Annotated in this window: 15 protein-coding genes; 5 read left to right on the top strand and 10 right to left on the bottom strand. The window is 64.4% G+C overall.

Annotation, left to right across the window (positions count from 1 at the left end; genetic code table 11):
• Positions 1 to 26: 26 nt before the first annotated feature.
• The 7 genes from H7K34_RS01695 to phnC all read right to left on the bottom strand — a co-directional run bounded on the left by H7K34_RS01695 (position 27) and on the right by phnC (position 6,888).
• Positions 27 to 887, bottom strand: coding sequence for a DUF732 domain-containing protein (locus tag H7K34_RS01695; protein WP_264059151.1), 861 nt, complete (start codon positions 885 to 887; stop codon positions 27 to 29).
• Between the two features lie 628 nt (positions 888 to 1,515).
• Positions 1,516 to 2,256: a hypothetical protein gene (locus H7K34_RS01690; RefSeq protein ID WP_264059149.1), complete on the bottom strand. Its 741-nt coding sequence runs from the start codon at positions 2,254 to 2,256 to the stop codon at positions 1,516 to 1,518.
• A gap of 286 nt (positions 2,257 to 2,542) precedes the next feature.
• Entirely contained in the window at positions 2,543 to 3,304 is a 762-nt protein-coding gene (locus H7K34_RS01685; protein WP_264059148.1) for a GntR family transcriptional regulator, read from the bottom strand.
• Positions 3,301 to 4,338, bottom strand: coding sequence for a phosphonate dehydrogenase (locus H7K34_RS01680; RefSeq protein ID WP_264059144.1), 1,038 nt, complete (start codon positions 4,336 to 4,338; stop codon positions 3,301 to 3,303). The genes H7K34_RS01685 and H7K34_RS01680 overlap by 4 nt, the downstream gene beginning before the upstream one ends.
• Complete coding sequence (gene phnE, locus H7K34_RS01675) at positions 4,335 to 5,168, bottom strand: phosphonate ABC transporter, permease protein PhnE (protein ID WP_264059141.1); 834 nt, start codon at positions 5,166 to 5,168, stop codon at positions 4,335 to 4,337. The genes H7K34_RS01680 and phnE overlap by 4 nt, the downstream gene beginning before the upstream one ends.
• Positions 5,165 to 6,073, bottom strand: a complete 909-nt coding sequence (phnD, locus tag H7K34_RS01670; protein ID WP_264059138.1) for a phosphate/phosphite/phosphonate ABC transporter substrate-binding protein — start codon at positions 6,071 to 6,073, stop codon at positions 5,165 to 5,167. Before phnD ends, phnE begins: the two co-directional genes overlap by 4 nt.
• Positions 6,074 to 6,087: 14 nt before the next feature.
• A complete protein-coding gene (phnC, locus tag H7K34_RS01665; RefSeq protein WP_264059135.1) occupies positions 6,088 to 6,888 on the bottom strand; it encodes a phosphonate ABC transporter ATP-binding protein in 801 nt (266 codons plus the stop codon).
• Between the two features lie 284 nt (positions 6,889 to 7,172).
• On the opposite strand from phnC, the gene H7K34_RS01660 reads away from it, so the two are divergent.
• The 4 genes from H7K34_RS01660 to H7K34_RS01645 are packed head-to-tail and all read left to right on the top strand — an operon-like array spanning position 7,173 to position 11,914.
• Positions 7,173 to 8,753, top strand: a complete 1,581-nt coding sequence (locus H7K34_RS01660) for a GMC family oxidoreductase (protein WP_264059133.1) — start codon at positions 7,173 to 7,175, stop codon at positions 8,751 to 8,753.
• A gap of 31 nt (positions 8,754 to 8,784) precedes the next feature.
• Complete coding sequence (locus tag H7K34_RS01655; RefSeq protein WP_264059132.1) at positions 8,785 to 9,843, top strand: alcohol dehydrogenase catalytic domain-containing protein; 1,059 nt, start codon at positions 8,785 to 8,787, stop codon at positions 9,841 to 9,843.
• A gap of 3 nt (positions 9,844 to 9,846) precedes the next feature.
• Positions 9,847 to 11,061 carry a cytochrome P450 gene (locus H7K34_RS26705; protein WP_264059131.1) on the top strand — a complete coding sequence of 405 codons (1,215 nt, stop codon included), beginning with the start codon at positions 9,847 to 9,849 and terminating at the stop codon, positions 11,059 to 11,061.
• 22 nt (positions 11,062 to 11,083) lie between these two features.
• Positions 11,084 to 11,914, top strand: coding sequence for an acyl-CoA thioesterase (locus H7K34_RS01645; RefSeq protein ID WP_264059130.1), 831 nt, complete (start codon positions 11,084 to 11,086; stop codon positions 11,912 to 11,914).
• A gap of 61 nt (positions 11,915 to 11,975) precedes the next feature.
• On the opposite strand, the gene H7K34_RS01640 is transcribed toward H7K34_RS01645, so the two are convergent.
• A complete protein-coding gene (locus tag H7K34_RS01640) occupies positions 11,976 to 12,881 on the bottom strand; it encodes a sigma-70 family RNA polymerase sigma factor (RefSeq protein WP_264059129.1) in 906 nt (301 codons plus the stop codon).
• 359 nt (positions 12,882 to 13,240) lie between these two features.
• A complete protein-coding gene (locus H7K34_RS01635) occupies positions 13,241 to 14,146 on the bottom strand; it encodes a TIGR03619 family F420-dependent LLM class oxidoreductase (RefSeq protein ID WP_264059128.1) in 906 nt (301 codons plus the stop codon).
• 184 nt (positions 14,147 to 14,330) lie between these two features.
• Between H7K34_RS01635 and H7K34_RS01630 the strand changes: the two genes are divergently transcribed.
• Positions 14,331 to 15,233, top strand: coding sequence for a LysR family transcriptional regulator (locus H7K34_RS01630; RefSeq protein ID WP_264059126.1), 903 nt, complete (start codon positions 14,331 to 14,333; stop codon positions 15,231 to 15,233).
• Positions 15,234 to 15,265: 32 nt separating this feature from the next.
• On the opposite strand, the gene H7K34_RS01625 is transcribed toward H7K34_RS01630, so the two are convergent.
• Positions 15,266 to 17,137 carry a VOC family protein gene (locus H7K34_RS01625; protein ID WP_264059124.1) on the bottom strand — a complete coding sequence of 624 codons (1,872 nt, stop codon included), beginning with the start codon at positions 17,135 to 17,137 and terminating at the stop codon, positions 15,266 to 15,268.
• Positions 17,138 to 17,234: the final 97 nt, after the last annotated feature.

Genomic DNA, 17,234 nt, shown 5'->3' with positions numbered 1-17,234 from the left:
TCCCGCGGTGCTGCCCGGCGCTTATCTCAGGGCGCGAGCCTGACAAAGCCCGGCGCCATGGGTGGCGGCGGCGCGGGTGACGGCGGTGGCGGCGCGGGTGGCGCGGGCGCCGGCTCTGCCGGAAGGCCCCCGCCAATGCCATCGGGGCTACCACTGCCGCCGCCGGGAGCGGCCCCCGGCTGCGGAGCCACGGCAGGCGGCGGCGCCTCTTGGGGTGGCGGTGGTTGCTGCGGTCGGGGCGGCAGCGGTTGCGGACGGGGCGGTGCCGCGGTCGGCCGGGGCGGTGTCTGAAGATGCTCCACCGGCGGCGACGGCGCCGGGAGCTGCGGCGGGTTCGGCTCGGTGATCCCTCCGGGAGGAATTGCTCCGATCAGCGAGGCCAGCGCTGTGGCATGCACCTCAAAATCCGACGGGTGAATGCGTTGGGCCGCAGGGCCCGTCGGCTCATTCCAACTCGACTTCGCACTCGACGCGGGATGATGAGTGACGAGGGACCCGAGCTTGCTTCGTTCCCATGGGCAGTAGGCCCCCACCGCCGCGACGATGAATCGCCCTTCGGTGCGCGCCAGACGGCCGGGTGCGTATTGGCGCTCGGCCGGATCATTGCTCTCCGCGTACTCGACCAGCGCATCCCTTATCCGGTCCGCCGGAACCCCGGCATCCAGTGCGTGACAAACTTTATGAGCTGTGTCGACTAGGCTCGGCACGCCTTCGAGGGCTGGAATACCTTGCTGGGCAAGCAATGCCAGAAACTGATCGTCTTGATTTGCGTCCGCCGCTGCCGCTGGGTCGCGCAGAATTGCGCCGCCGCTCAGCAACGCAATGGTGGTAACCAGAACGCCGGCGTGGCTGGTAATGCCGTTGAACCTGGTGGTGCCGGTACACATTAAGGATTTCCGTTCTGCAAGAGCCCGTCGCCCCACGGACTTTGGGTAATCACCTACGCCGCAGCTGTGATCGCCTGCGGAACCAGCACGCCCCATCGCAAGCTCGTGACGGGAGTGTCGCTGGCATTAGTGGAGCGCACATCGCGGCTATTGCCGGTCGCTGCAGCAGCCTCACTTCGAAGTCGCCACAGTCATTGACTCGCACCACGTTAAGACGCCTCTGCGCGACCGCTGGATCGGCCTCTCTGATGAGACGTCGGCAGTAGACGTCGTCCGCGCAGACACCGGCGCTCAATATTTTGAGCGCTTCGCCATGGGGCAAACGGGGATGCTGGGTGAAGTAAACCTCGCCCATACCAATACATCCCAGCAACCGCAGGATGCTATGCCCAGCAAACGCACGACCGCTGGCCCACGGCATGTCGGAATCGTACCGCCGGTATTGCGTATTAGTTAGCTGTCATCCGTGCAGCGAAAGGCGCCTTTCGCATCGCGAAATATCAACTGAAAAGGCGTTATTGGATGCAGCGGATAGTTTTGAAGCCAACACTTCGCGGACGCCGGGGTTAGCGCGCTAACGAACCCAGACAAGGTCATGCTGTCCGGTTGGCACCACCGCATTCAGCCGCTACAGCCGGCCATCCATGAGGATTGGCGGTTTGGCCCGCCCGAACAGCGGCCGGGTGGTCGCCCTGGCGTCATAGCCGGGGTCCTTCAGCAGTTGCATCAGCACGAAGCCTGATGCGGCCGGCATCACCAACCACATCCCGTTGAGGCCGAAAAACTTCAGATAACTGATGGCATCCGGGCGGATGTCGGCCAGGTTGCGCGCGATCTCCGAGATGAAGAAAACCGAAGTCCCGTAGAACTGCAAACAGCCGGCTGCGATGAAGAAGCGGACGGCCGCGCTGAGCTTGTTGGACAAGAACAGTCCGAGGAAAACGATCTCCACCACACCGATAACTCCGGACCAGTACTCGACGATGACCATCAGCGGCTCGCTGCGCAGAAAGCGGGTGTCGGCGACCGCGTAAGCCCAGAAGTACCATTTCGACGCATCCGCGGCGGTGGCGCCGTAAACCCAGTGATGCAATATCGCCCAAGGCAGGTCCCAGCTGAGCGGAAAGGCGATGGCGATCGCCGACCATAGCAATACGAAGCCCGTCCGGCGGGCCTGTCGACTTGCGTCGCCGCCGAGTACCCACGGTGTCAGCAGGCCGCCGATCCAACAGGCCAGTGTTGCAGGCAGGGCAATATCGCTGAGCAGCAACGGGTCGCCGACGCCGGCTGAGGCAAGAACCAGGCCGACGGTCGGGAAGACGAACGAGGCGGCTAGCCAACACAGTTGGAGCCGAAAAAAGGCGGGCACGGCAGTCCTCCGCTCGAGTGTTGGATCGTTCGCGCCTCGGTTCGAGGGCATCGACCGAGTCGGTGGACAGCACGTAGGTTCCGGGCCGTGTCCATCCGCGACCGACAGTAGTCGGCGACCGGCAGGCTTTCGAGAAGGTTATTTCTAGGTGTTGATTGCCTTTTGATCCCAAGCCTGCACTCGCGCTCGGGGTCCGCACCCAGTTGGCGATTTCTGCGCCTGACTGGCCCACGGCCCGTCGCCGAAATGTACTGATCCCGTCGGCGGGGACCAACCGGTCCGTGCTTTACGGTCGGGTGTCGAAGTCCACTTCCACCCGGAAAACGTCGGCGCGCAGCCAGGAGATGGTGAGCTCTATCGGCCGGTGGTCTTGTGCGGCGGCGTCGGTGCGGCTTCGGATCGCGATGACCGGTGGGTGTCCAGTCAGGCCCAGGTGGCGTGCGACTTCGGGCGGTGCTGGGTCGATCGCGACGCCGAACCAGCCGCGCACGGGTTTCAGGCCGTAGCGCTGGTCGAGCGCGTCGTGCAGCGAGCCTGCCGGATCAAGCACTTGCGGTAGGTCGGGTAACAGGTGCGGCTCGAGCCAGGTGTCGGCGAAGCCGACCAGTTCGTTGTCGACGTAGCGGTCGCGGGAGACCGCGAGCAGTTGGCGGCGCGCTCCGATTCCCATGCGGCGCCGTACTTCTGCCGGCGGCTTGTCGAGCCGCCACCCGGTGGTGCGGATGGTCGGTGTGCGGCCGGCATGGCGCACGCTGGCGCTCCAACTGGGTGGCGTGTTTCGGGCGATGGTGTATTCGATGCGCCGCGAAACGAAGGTCCCGCTCCCCTGCCGGCGGCGCACCAGATAGCGGCTTTCCAGCTCGGCGAGCGCGGCGCGCACGGTCAGATGGCTGACTCCCAGGTCGTGGGCGAGTTTGTCTTCCGCGGGAAGGCGGGTGCCGACCTGCATACCGGTTATCTGCGACGCGAGCGTTTCTGCCACGCACAAGTACACCGGTAGCCGCGACGTGGGTTGCTCGAGTTGTGCGCCGCCGACGAGCGGTTTCATGGCATCGGGCGGCTTGTGGTGAACGGTGGTGCGCCGCCGGTGTTGTTGACGGCCCCGTCGGGCACGTCGCCGGCCAGGGCATGCAGGATCGAGGTCGCTGCACGGCGTTCGATCGCCAAGCGCACGGGGCCGACGGCGGATCCCAGGTGGGGAGTGAACAGCGTCTCGTCCAGCAGGTCGATCAAGTCTGGGTGCGGGTGTCCCGGCCGTTGCGGACGTGAGACGTCCTCGAACTCGAACACGTCGGCAGCGTATCCACCCAAGCGGCCGGCGCGCAGCAAGTCCGCGACGGCGCGCTCGCACACCACCGAGCCTCGGCCGACGTTGACCAGCAACGCGCCGGGGCGCGTCGAGGCGAGGGCTTGGCGGTCGAGCAGGTGCGCGGTGCTGTTCAGCAGCGGGGCGCAGACGATGACGGCGTCGCAGGATGTCAGCAGCTCGGTCAGCGTCACCCGCTCGAGCCCCAGTGCGTCGGCGGTCTGGTGTGGCACGGGTTGGGGGTCGCTGTAGCGCAGGCGGGCATCGAACCCGCGCAGCAGCCGGGCAACGGCTTGACCGACGGCGCCGGCGCCGACGATGCCGATGCTGGCGCCGATCAGGGAGCGCCCGTAGAGCACGGGACGCCAGCCCGGGAAGCCAGCGCGGACGCGGCGATCCCCGGCAATCACGTTGCGGGCCAAGCCGATTAGCAGTCCGACGGCGAGCTCGGCGGTGGGGCCGGTGAGGAGGTCCTCGACGCAGGTCAGCCAGATGCCCCGGGCGGTACACGCGTCGACGTCGATATTGTCGTAGCCCTTCAGCGCCGCCGCGATCACACGCAGCCGTGGACATGCGTCGAGGAACTGCGCGTCGATGCGATCGGGCATGAACACCATCAATGCGTCGGCGGTCGCGGTGCGCCGCTGTAGCTCTGAGGCGGAGAGGCTGCCCTCATTTTGGTTCGGTACCACGTCGCAGGTTCGGTCGAGCAGCTCGAGCACCGCGGGATGGACGCGATGGCTGAGCACGACGGTCTGGCGTTGCTGCGCGCTCATGCAAACCGCTTCCGTATCAGGCCACCGAGGATGTCGACCACGGTGACGGTGGCGAGGATGACCAACAGGATGGCGACGACTTCGTGATATTGCAGGGTGCGCAGCGCGACGATCAACTGAAAGCCGATGCCGCCGGCGCCGACGACGCCGACCACCACCGAGGCGCGGAAGTTGTATTCCCACCGATATATGGTCACGTCAGCCATCTGTGGCAGGACCTGAGGCAGCACCCCGTGCAGAATCACCTGAAGCGGCGTTGATCCGACCGCACGCGCTGCTTCGATCGGGGCCGGATCGGCATGTTCGACGGCTTCAGCAAAAAACTTGCCGACCATGCCGGCCGAGTGGATGCCGAGCGCGAGGGCCCCGGGTAAGGCACCGAATCCGACAGCCGCGACGAACACGATCGCCATGATCAGCTCGGGCACCGACCGCAGGCCGTTGAGCACCATGCGCGCCGCCCAGTACACGCCCGGATGTGGAGCGGTGTTGCGAGCGCCCAGCAGGGCCAGCGGCGCCGACAGCAAGACCGTGATCGCGGTCGCGGTCACGCTCATCGACAGCGAGTCCCATAAGGGAAGCCACCAGGAATTGAGCTCGGTGAAGTCGGGCGGCATGGAGTGGTCCAGCAGGTCGATGATGTCGGCCAGCCCGGCGGCCAGCCGCTGGGCGTCGAGTAGCCCGACAGCGTGGGCGCACACGCCGATGAGGACCAAGACCGCGCCCACCTCCGCGCAGGCTCGGCACCAGCTGAGCCGAGCCGTGCGTGAGATGGACTTGAACTGCGTCTCCCGTCGCTGCGCCCCGATGCGCGACGCGAGGATGCTCATTTGCTCAAGTCGGCAAGGTTGATGCCGAGCAGCGGGGCTAGCTGACGCACGACGTTGTAGTCCTGATCGGTAACCGGTGCAAATCCCGCTCCCTTGAACGGCTTAAGCACCGACTGGTCGTCGAGATCAAGGAATGCCGCGCGCACCTTGGCTTTGAATTCCGCGGGCAGGCTGGCCTGGATCGTCCACGGATAGTTCGGATAGGGCACCGACTCAGCGATCACCACCACTTTGTTTCGGTCGATCGTCCCGCTTTCGATGAGCCGCTCGTAGATGGGTTTGCTCAGCCCTCCGGCTTGGGCATTGCCGTTTTGCACCGCCAGGGCGACCGCGTCGTGGGCTCCTACGAACTGCTGCTGGTAATCCCCGTGGTCAACCCGTAAACCGGCCTTCGCAAGCATGGCTTTGGGGATCAGGTGGCTCGAGGTGCTGGCAGGGTCGCCCCAGGCGACCGTTTTGCCGGCTACATCGTGGAGGGTCTTGATGCCGGACGCCGGGTTGGCCACCAAGACCGACTGATAGGTGGGCGGCTGGCCCTTGACTTCCTGCAGAGCGGCAAAGGGCTCGATATCCGACTTCTGTTTGGCCAGAAGGTAAGACAGCGGTCCGAAGTAGGCGAACTCAAGTCGGTCGTGCGCCATCGCCTCGATCATCGAGGAGTAATCGGTGGTGACGACCAACTCCACCTTCCGCCCCAGCTTGCCCTCAAGGTAGGTCTTGAGCTGCTGGTTCTTCTTCAACACCTCGCCGGCGTTCTCGTCGGGCAGCAGCGCCACCCGCAGGGTGTCCGGCACGGCGCCGCGGGCCGGGGTGGAACTCGAGCTGCATCCGGCCAGCGCCAGCACCAGGGCGACGATCATCGCCAGGACGGCGACACAGTGGGTTCGGTTGAGCCACTTGGACATAGACGTTCCTTCACTCAGTCGATGGTCGATGTGTTGGGGGTGCTGATGGTTGGGGTGAACGCGCCGGTCAGCCTTGTGTGGCCGGGCGCGCCTTCGTAGATCTGCTGCAGCACCCGGCCGGAGACGTCGGTGCTCGGGCCGTCGTAGACGATCTGGCTATGGGCGAGTCCGATGATCCGGTCGGCGTGCTCGAGCGCGAGTTCAACCTGGTGCAGGCTGGCGACCAGCGTGATCCCGTTTTGAACGCAGACGCCGCGCAGTAGTGCCATCACCCGCTGGGCGGTGCCGGGGTCGAGGCTGGCCACGGGTTCGTCGGCAAGGATCAGACGGGGCTGCTGGGCGAGCGCGCGGGCGATGCCGACGCGCTGCTGTTCCCCGCCGCTGAGACTGCCCGCCCGCTCAAGGGCCTTGTCGAGCAGCTCAACTTGGGTGAGGGCGTCCATCGCAATGCATTGGTCGGCGCGCGACGCCGGCAATAGTCCGCGGGCCAGGCCGTGGTAGCCCGTTCGGCCGAGCAGCACGTTGTGCAGGACCGTGCAGCGCGCGATCAGGTGATGCTGCTGAAAGACCATGCCCGTCCGGCGGCGGTGCTCACGCAGGGCTCGCCGCGAGTCGAGCGCGGGCAGCGAGTCAGCGCGCACGGTGCCCGTCGTGGGCTGGACTAGCAGGTTCATACAGCGCAGCAGCGTGGACTTGCCCGCCCCCGATGGGCCGAGCAACACCGTCACCTGGCCGGGTTCGATCGACAAATAGGTGGGTGCCAGCGCTTGCACACCGCGGCCGTAGGTCTTGCTCACCGCGGCCAGTTCCAGCACAGCTAACTCCTATATAGGACTAGATCAATTACTCGTATTCCTATGGAGGAATTGTGACGTTGGACGAAGGCGGCGGTGAACGAAAGATGAAGCCATACCGACCATCTGCTGCCGAAATATGCAGGGGTGCAGCGCAATTAATTTGCTGACTGGTCAGCGCCACCGCTCGGCCTGGGTCGATGTCATTTCGGTATCGCGGGGTGCCGAACAGGTCTTGGACACGCGTGACGGGCTGCCAAAGACTCGGAAGCACAGGTAGCGACGAGAGAAGCGAGATCGCCGAGGTGAGCGGGCACAGCCAGAACGTCTCTTCATCGCGGGACGCGTTCGATTACGTCATCGTCGGCGCCGGCAGCGCAGGCTGCGTGTTGGCCAATCGGCTCTCGGCGGATCCGTCGGTCCAAGTGTTGTTGCTCGAGGCCGGCCCGCCCGACACCCTGGACACCATTCGGGTGCCCGCACTGTGGAGCGGGTTGTTCGGTTCGGAAGTCGATTGGGATTACCGCCTCGAACCCCAACCGCATTACGCCGGGTCTGACCTGTACCCCCGGGGAAAGACGCTGGGCGGTTCGTCCGCGATCAACGCCATGATCTACATTCGCGGTCACCGCACCGACTTCGACGGCTGGAGCGAGAAGGGTTGCCGCGGTTGGGATTACGACGGGGTACTGCCCTACTTCGTCAAGGCCGAGAGCAATAGCCGACTCGCGGCACCATTTCACGGCAATGAAGGCCCGCTGCACGTCGAGGACATGCTGTTTACCCACGAACTCTCGTACAACTGGATCGACTCGGCGGTCGGGTGGGGTCTGCCGTTCAACGACGACTTCAACGGATCGGGCCAAATCGGTTCGGGCGCCTACCAGGTGACGTGTCATCAGGGGTGGCGATGGTCGGCGGCCGACGCGTATCTGAAACCCGTGCACGATCGACCCAACCTGACAGTGCGGGTCAATTCGCCGGCCACCCGGATCCTGTTTGATGGTCAGCGGGCCTGCGGGGTGGCCTATCTGCATGCCGGCATCGAGACCACCGCGCGCGCCGATGCCGAGGTGATCCTCAGCGCAGGAGCGATCAATTCCCCGCAGCTGTTGATGCTGTCGGGCATCGGTCCAGCCCCGCAGTTGCGCGCACACGACATCGCGGTCAAGGTCGACCTGCCCGGCGTTGGAGCCAACCTCAGCGACCACACCATGACCCCCATCGTCTGGGCGACGAAAGACTCGACAGATCTGCTGCAACTGGCCACCCCGGAAAACATGACCCGCTGGCAGCAGCGCGGTGGTGGCCCGTTCTGCTCCATCGCTGCCGAAGTCGGCGGTTTTCTCTGCACCAACGGCAGTGACATCCCCGATGTTCAATTGACCTGTGGACCAACCGCATTGGTGCACCATGGCCGATTCAGTCTGCCGCTGGAGAGCTTCACCATGCTGGTATCAGCCACGCATCCGCGCAGCCGAGGTCGACTGACCTTGCGTTCCAGCGATCCGCTCGGCGCACCCCGCATCGACGCCGGCTACTTCAGCGAGCCCGCCGACCTCAAGGTCGTCATGCATGGCCTGCGCGCGGTACTGGAAATAGCCGACCGTCAACCGCTCAAGGACAACCTCGGTGCGCTGCGGCTGCCCGACAGTGTTCCCGACGACGCGGCGCTCGCCGAACATATCCGGCGTTGGTCACAAACCCAGTACCACCCGGTCGGGACCTGCGCGATGGGCGTCGATGGAGATTCCGTCGTCGACCCCGAACTCCAGGTGCGCGGAGTCGACAACCTTCGGGTGATCGACGCCTCGGTAATGCCGTCCATCATCGGCGGCAACACCAACGCGACCACCATCGTGATCGGCGAAAGGGCGCCGATCTAGTGCGGGCCAAGCAGTCCAAGGAAGGCGCATCATGACAACGTTTCGCGCGGCCCAAGTGACCTCGCCGCGAGGACAATTGGCCGTCATCGATCGAACACTGACCGATCCTGTACCCGGCACTGTGCGGGTCGCCGTGGAAGCTTGCGGCATCTGTCACTCCGATGCGATCTTCGTCGACGGCCAGTGGCCGGGTCTGCAGTTCCCGCTCACGCCGGGGCACGAGATCGCCGGGCGCATCGACGCGCTGGGCGAGGGTGTGCAGGGTTGGCGCGAGGGTGACCGGGTGGCGATCGGCGCGTCGGGCGGCTATTGCGAGCACTGCCGCAGCTGTCGGCGCGGCGATTTGGTGCACTGCGAGGCTCACATGGTCACCGGCGCAACGTTTCCCGGCGGATTCGCCGAATACGTCGTGGCGCCGGCGAACGCACTGGCCCGTATTCCCGATGAACTATCGGCGGTTGACGCCGCGCCGCTCGCATGCGCGGGCCTGACCATGTTCAATTCGCTGCGCAGCACCGGCGCTGGGCCCGGCGACTTGGTCGCCATCCTCGGGATTGGCGGCCTTGGTCATCTCGGGGTTCAGTTCGCGGTCAAGATGGGTTTTCGCACCGTCGCGATCGCGCGCGGCCGCGAAAAAGGTTACTTCGCCCGCGTACTCGGCGCGCATCACTACATCGACTCGCTCACTAGCGACGTGGCCAGCGAACTGCAGAGCCTGGGTGGGGCGCGGGTCATCGCAGCCACCGCCACCAACGCCGAGGCGATCTCCGCCGCGATCGGCGGGCTGGGACTGCACGGCGAACTGCTGCTGCTTGCTCTCTTGGCCGAACCCGTGCCGATAAACCCGATCCAGCTGATCAATACCTCGGGCACCGTTGGCGGCCATCCGGTCGGTGACTCGAACGACCTTGAGGACACCCTCAATTTCGCTGCGCTGCAGGGCATTAAGCCGATGGTGGAGGTTCTGCCGTTGGAGAAGGCCGCCGACGGCTACCAGCGCATGCTGGACAACCAGGCCCGCTTCCGAGTTGTACTCACCACCGAGGCGAACGGCACGTGTGTTTCCTCCCCCAACGTGCTGGTGGGCTGAGTCGTGACGGCCACCGCGGCAGGCGACGTCGACCTGGCCAACCCCGATACCTTCGTCAACGGCGTACCGCACGACGCGCTGACGCAACTGCGGCGTACTGACCCCGTGCACTGGCAGCCCATGGCGGGTGAGCCCGGGTTTTGGGCGGTACTACGCCACGCCGACGCGGCTCATGTTGCCCGCCACCCGGAGATCTTCTCGTCAAGCGAGGGCGGCTTCGTCCTCGAGGATCTCCCACCCGAACAGCTGGCAATGATGCGCAACATGCTGTCGGCGATGGATCCCCCCGTCCACACCGTGCATCGCGCGGCGCTGTTACCGCACTTCCGGGCGCGAGTGATGGCCGGGATCGAGGACCGGGTGCGACAGATCTGCCGAACCGTCATGGCCGAAGCGCGGGAGCTTCGCGAGGTGGAGTTCGTCCATGATGTCGCGGCACCACTCCCGTCGAAGGTGATCGGTGAGTTGTTCGGCTTGCCGCCTGAAGACTGGGACTACATCCATGCGTTGGCCGGACGCATCACCTCGAACCAAGACCCGGAATTCGTTGGGGCAGAAGGCGACGCTCGCGCCGCCACCATCGAGATGGCCATGTACGGGATCGGACTCGCAGCGGCCCGCCGCCAAGACGACCGGACCGACGACCTCGCTAGCGTGATCCTGCACACGGACTTCGGCGGCCAGCCGATGAGCGATATCGACTTCGGCAGCTTCTTCCTGCAACTGATAATCGCGGGCAACGATACGACGAAGGGGATGCTCTCGTCGGGGCTTCTTAGCCTGGTCCGGCACCCGGAGCAGCTGGCCGAGCTGCGTGCGGACCCCTCCCTGATACCGGGGGCGGTCGAAGAGATCATTCGCTATGACAATCCGTTCCACTGCTTCCGGCGGACCGCGTTGTCGGACACCGAACTCTCGGGCACCCGCATCGCTGCCGGCGACAAGGTGGCGATGTACTACTCGTCCGCCAACCGCGACGAGGAGGTATTCGACGATCCGCAGGCGTTCGACATCCACCGCAGCCCCAACCCGCATCTATCCTTCGGGATCGCCGGCCATTTCTGCCTGGGCGTTCACCTCGCACGCCTCGAAGGCAGGGTCTTCTTTGAGGAACTGCTCGACGCGTTCCGCACCATCGATCTCAATGGCGAACCCGTCAGAACCCGGTCCAACCTGACCAATATGTTGCGACTGCTACCGGTCCGTCTGACCGACTGAGGGAGTCTGGACACCGAATCGTATGACCCCACCACACCCGTTCGACAATGCCATCCACCTTGACACCATCGACAGAAACGTCAGGCGCGGCCGTACCCATCCCGAGTGGGCCAACATGGTCGGCCCGTACGGCGGGATCACCGCCGCCGTCTTGCTGCGTGCCATTGAAACGCAGCCCGACCGGATCGGTGAGCCACTGGCGCTGACCGTCAACTTCACGGCGCCCATCGCCGACGGCGATTTCGACATTTCGCTTCGGGAGGCGCGCACCAATCGCACCACTCAACACTGGATCGCCGAACTCAGTCAGCACGGCGCGATCACAACTACCGCGACCGCGGTATTCGGAATCCGACGCGATACCTGGGCTAGTACCGAAGCGCACCCGCCGACCGCGCCGCCGCCAGAACAGCTGATCGCCGGTAGCCCCGGTCCGGACGACTTCATCGTCTGGGGACGGCTTTACGACGTGCGGTACGTCGCAGGCGCCTATCCGGGCGAACACACGCAACCCAACGCATTGTCGACGAGCACCCTGTGGATGCGCGACAACGCACAACGCCCTGTCGATTACCCGGCCCTGGCCGCCCTGTGCGACATCTTCTACCCGCGAGTGTTCTTGCGTCGCGGCGGATTCGTCCCGTCCGGAACCATCTCGTTGACGACGTATTTCCATGCCGATCAGCAGCAGCTTGACGCCCTGGGCGCTGACTTCGTCTTAGGAACCGCCCACGCCAACCGGTTCTCCGGCGGCTACTTCGACCAGAGCGCACAGCTGTGGACTCGCGACCGAGCACTGCTGGCGACATCGCACCAAATCGTCTACTTCAAGGCCGAACAGCGTCAGGGGTGAGTGTTCGATTCTCGCCGCGCGTTGCGCCGCAACCGCCGAGCAGCAAACGCGTGGATCCGGACTACCACGCTGACCCAGAGATCCCTGGAAGACAGCAGGCCTTGTCCACGAGCTCGCGATCGGACTTGGCGAGGCGACCCAACAGGGGCACGGATGTAGCGATGATCCGGCGGAATCTGTTTACCAACTGGTCGACCGTCATGCCGAACCTGGGATAGACATCCTCCTCCCACATCTCACCGTGCGGCGCCCATAGCAGAATGTAGCGAACGATCTCACGATCGAACCAGTCCAATTGATCTGCGCAAGTGGAATTCTCGGTCGACCGATGGCTCGGCGCGCATCTTGACGGCGTGCGGTGCGGCCGCGAGGCCGTCCTGTTCGGCGGATCCTTATGGAACTGGCCTGCCGCCTCTCCGTAGCAAGTGGCGAGCAACAGATATCGCAATTGACCGCGGGCGCGGCGCAGCAGTGACATCACCGCGCTGACCGAGCGATTGATGATCTCGGCGATCTCCTGGTAGGAGAAGTCCTCCACGTCGGCGTAGTACACCACCATGCGGGCGTCTCGTCCCAATTCCTGCAGGGCTTCGGCGATCACCGCGGCCGGCAACGCCTCGAACGCTGCCACCTCCGCCCAGCTCAGCCGAGTCCATGGATGCTCTGCAGCAGTCGCCAATTGCAGATCGGTGATCGTATCCGTCTGGCCCTCGATCAGCTGGCGGTGTCGACCGCGACAACTGCTGATGTAGGTGTTGGTCAAGGCTTGGTACAACGCGATCCTCAGGCTGGCGCCTTCAGGAAATGAGGCGAAACGCCGGTAGGCGTTCATCATCGTCTCCTGCAGGAGATCCTCGGCCTCTAGTCGATCTCCGGAAAGCGCTAGCGCACCCCGGTAGAGCGCGTCGAGCAGTGGGAGAGCCTCGCGCTCGAAACGCGCCGTAAGTTCAGCGTCGGTCTCGCACACTGGTGGGGAGGATGACCGAGCCGGAACGCCGAAATCGACCATCGTCATCTCGCCCGCGCTGTCATCCGGCCACCTCAATACCCACGTGCTGCGGTGTAAACCCAACGACAGGAATATATCTGGATTTGGCGGCAGCGGCTTGGGAGCCGATGTCGCGGAGGAAGCGAATACGCAGTCACGTCAGAGCCACCCGACCGACGATCCGATGGGCAACTGAGCGGCCCAGATTCACGATTGGAACGGACATGTGCTGTCAGAATCCTTTCATTTCGAATGAATAGCAACAGGTTTCGAGTGCCAATCGCGCCGAGCCCTCAATCACGGCGCCGTCTTCGGGTTTCGCCAGGTCAGTCATGGGATTACCCCTCTTTCCGCACCGGTCGTAATGCCTGGCATCGAAACTGGCTGCGCCAGAACATATCTGCTATATCGCAGCGGCTTTGCTTCGTCTCGGTGAGCGCCGCAATGCTGTCGAGTAGCCGGAGCGTTTCCGATTTGGGCCTGGTGGAAAGCAAGATGAACGCTCGTTCTACGCCGTGCTGACGGTAAGCGTCCAGAACAGCGGGTTCGACGCTTTCAGGGACAATGACGCTGACTGGAATGTCGGTAGCACCTTCAAGAAGGCCCAGTTGCGCGGGGACCCTCTCCGCGGCCGGCACGCTCATGGGCATCCATCCACCGTGATGCCGCCGCGCTCGAGATACCGTCGCCCTGGTGAATCCGCCGAAGTAAATCGGCGGATGCGGCTTCTGGACGGGCTTGGGCCAGCAGTAGGTGGCATCGAAATCGACGTACCGGCCGTGAAACTCGGCTTGGTCGTTGGCCCACAGTTCTTTCATGGCGGCCAACTTCTCGTCGAGCAGTTTGCCGCGCAGTGTGGCGTGAACGCCGTGATCGGCAGCCTCTTCGAGATTCCACCCCAGGCCCAGGCCGAGCAGCACCCGACCCGCGGATATCTGATCGAGGCTGGCAATCGCCTTCGCCGTTTGGATCGAGTCCCGTTGCGGCAGAAGAAGTACTCCAGGCCCAATCAGGAGTTTGGATGTCGCGAGAGCGGCCGCTGTCAGCGCGACGAAAGGGTCGTAGCACCGATAGTACTCACGAGGCAACTCGCCGCCCGCCGGGAACGGCGTCGCCCGACTTGCCGGGATGTGTGAATGTTCAGCCACGACAAGGGAGTCAAAGCCCCGGTCTTCCAATGCTTTCGCGAGTACGTCCGGGCGGATGCCTTCATCGGTGATGGCGGTGGCGACGCCGAGTTTCATTGGCTGACCCCGGTCACGCTGGCAACAAACACCATGGACGATCTGTCTGATCGCGTCCTGCTCATGTCATCGAGTCAATGCCGCATTGCGTTGCGTGTCCAAGACCTGTTTAACAATGCTCGATGCAAATCAGGCATCGTTGCTGTCCCACATGCCGAGACACTCGGAGGACTACAGTGAGCTCATGACTGATTCGGCATCGCGGGTGGTAGACCTCGATCTGCGACTAGTCGGATACTTCGTCGCGGTGGCTGAGCACCGGCACTTCGGTCGCGCCGCGGCAGCGCTGCGCGTTGCGCAGCCTTCGCTAAGCCGGCAGATCCGTCGCCTGGAGCAGCAGATGGGCGTCCGCCTGTTTGACCGCTCGCCGCAAAGCACCAGGCTCACCGAGGCAGGCGAGGTATTCCTGCCTCGAGCGAAGGCGCTACTGCGCTCGGCCGCCCAAGCCACCGCGCAGGCGCGGGACGCCGCCCAGCCCGGCCGTATGACCATCGGCTACACAACAGGCATGGTCATCACCCCGGTGGTGCGCGCGTTGCGTCGCGAGCACCCCTACGCGGATGTACAAGCCCTGCACCTGAATTGGAATCAGCCACGCGATGCACTGCTCGACCACCGGGTGGACGCGGCGGTTTGCGCACTGCCCTTTTCCACCGACCAGCTGCACGTCACGATCCTCTGCGACGTGCCCCGGGTGGTGCTCATGCCCCGCGACCATCGCCTCGCGGGCAGGCGATCGGTCACCATCGACGACATCGCCGACGAACCCATACCGAAATTTCGAGACTGCGACCCGGCCTGGAATGCCTTCTGGCGCATCGATCCTCGGCCTGACGGGCGCGCGGCACCCGAAGGTCCACTCTTCGATACTCTCGAGGACGGGTTAGAAATCGTTGCCGCCGGGCAGGCGGTTGCCGTCACGACCGGTTTTCACAAACGCTTGCGACCTGACATCACCACCGTCCCCTTGGAAGGCGTCGAACCCGGCCATATCATCGTGGCGAGCCGCGCCGGGGACCGCAGCCGTCTGGTGGCGGCCTTTCGTGAACTCGCCGTGGTGCACTTCACCGCTCCGGCGCGAAACTAGCGCCTCGAGCGCCGACATTCAGCGCTGTTCCACTAGTAGTTGTTGTATTCCGAGAAGACAACCGCGTTGCCTTCGCTGTCGGTCGCGAGCAGCGTCAAATAGTTTCCCTGATCGTCAGCGCCGCCTCTCGAATTGATGGACGGAATCACCGGAAAAGTCGATCCCACCGACTCGAGTTGCGCGTGCGTATCTTGCAGGGAGTCGACCACCAAGCTGGCTGAGCTGTTGGCGCGCCCCGGCGCAACGCCCTCCGCGCGATCCGCGGCATAGATACCGAATACCGACTTGATACCCCAAAAGCCGTACCAGGATTCGTCGGAGTACGGCTTCCCGAAGCTCATCGTGTCGCCGTAGAACTTCCTTGCGGCTTCCAGATTCGGCTCTGGGGTCTCGACGTAGTCCAAGTTCTTCACCTCGCCCGTGGGTTGGTGCATTTTGGTGATGAAGGTTTCAAAGAGTTGCATCCCGCCCTGGGCGCCCGTTTCGAAGATGTGCGTCACGAACGCGACCTGCTTGAAGGGATGCTCACCCTGACCCGAAAGCTCTCGCTGGTAGGTCACGATTGCACCTGCGCCGAAGCGCTTGGCGCGCAGAGCTCGGATGGTCATGCTTGCGGCCAGACCGGACTTCGAGCGGTCGTACTGATTCCAGTTCGCAGCAAGACCGTCTCGGATACCGGTTGGGCCGCGATCGATGCCGCGATCATTGATCCGGCTGCTATCGAACCACCGGCTGTCGTTCCCTATTCCCGCGGCCATGACGGCGCGGGGATCGGTTCGCAGCCAGGCGTTCTCGAGCGCTTGGACCGTGGCGACGACGTCCGCGGGCGTGCCGTCCTGAGCCTGCACGGAGGGTACATCCGGCGCGGGATGGTCACCAACGGGGTAGACCCGTTGCATCAGTACGAAGACGTTTGCGGCGGGGTCGCTTCCCACCGCGTAAAGGTCTGAGCCTCGACGTCGTATGCCGGTGAGGAACGTGGTGCCGGCGGCCTCAAGGCGCGCAACGGTTTTGACGAGATCGTCCACATCTATCGTGTTGTATCCATTCGGGAGGCCCGGCCGGACCGGTGCGAATCCGTCGAGGCCGGTGTTGTCGAGAATCAGACGCGGACCGCCCATGTCGAATGCGGCATATGTCGGAGTCTGGACCTCTGGTTCCCCAACGAACTTTGAGTAGAACCGGACGGCGCGCGCGAGGTCAGTGACCGGATAGGTGAAGTCGTAGCGGAAGCTCGCCGTGCCCGACTTCGCCGGCATCTTGGCCACCGGGTCGTAGGACAGCCACCACGAGTCCGACTCGTGCGAGAGCTTCCAGCAGCCGCCCTCTTTCACGAATGCCTGCAGAATCAGGCCGCGATTGCCGTACGCCCAATCGCTGACATGGTTGGCAACGCTCGTTGTCTCTCCAGACACCAGATCTGCCCAATAAAGCGCGGTGGCGGTCTGGCCCTGGACGGACACTTCGGCGCGGCGGATGGTCATGTTCGCCGACCGCGTGTGACCGTCGGGGGCGAGCTCGAGGAAACCCCACTCGTCGGGCAAGCCGCGCGCCACCTCCTGCGGGCCGGACTGGATACCTGCAAACCACGACGTCAGGCGCGTCACGTCCGGCGTGACTCGGTCCACGTATGCGGCAGGATCAGCGCCAATCCAGGACTGGTGCAATGCCACGATGGTGTCCATGACGCCCTGAACGTCCGCGTTCGAGGCATCCGCGGCCACGAGCTCGGATGGGTCGAAACCGACCCTGCCTGCGGCGCCCGCCGGCGGCGTCGTTGTGGGGCAGGAGCCGGGCGCGGCCGGCTTGAGTGCTTGCCACCAAGGTCGGGACGCGGAACAGCCGACGAGCGTTGTCGTGACCAAACACGGCACGAGCGCCGCCACGAGCACGCGATTTGGCATGGCACTACCTCGAAGTTTTTCAGCAGGCAGCTCCTATTCAAACGCGCCGGCGCGATGGTTGGCGACGCGACCGCCACATTGCGCGACATCTAGGATG

The sequence above is a fragment of the Mycobacterium montefiorense genome (assembly GCF_025823255.1).
GTDB lineage: Bacteria > Actinomycetota > Actinomycetes > Mycobacteriales > Mycobacteriaceae > Mycobacterium > Mycobacterium montefiorense.
Note: the sequence above shows the minus strand (reverse complement) of the source record. Positions and strands in the feature narration are given on the sequence as shown.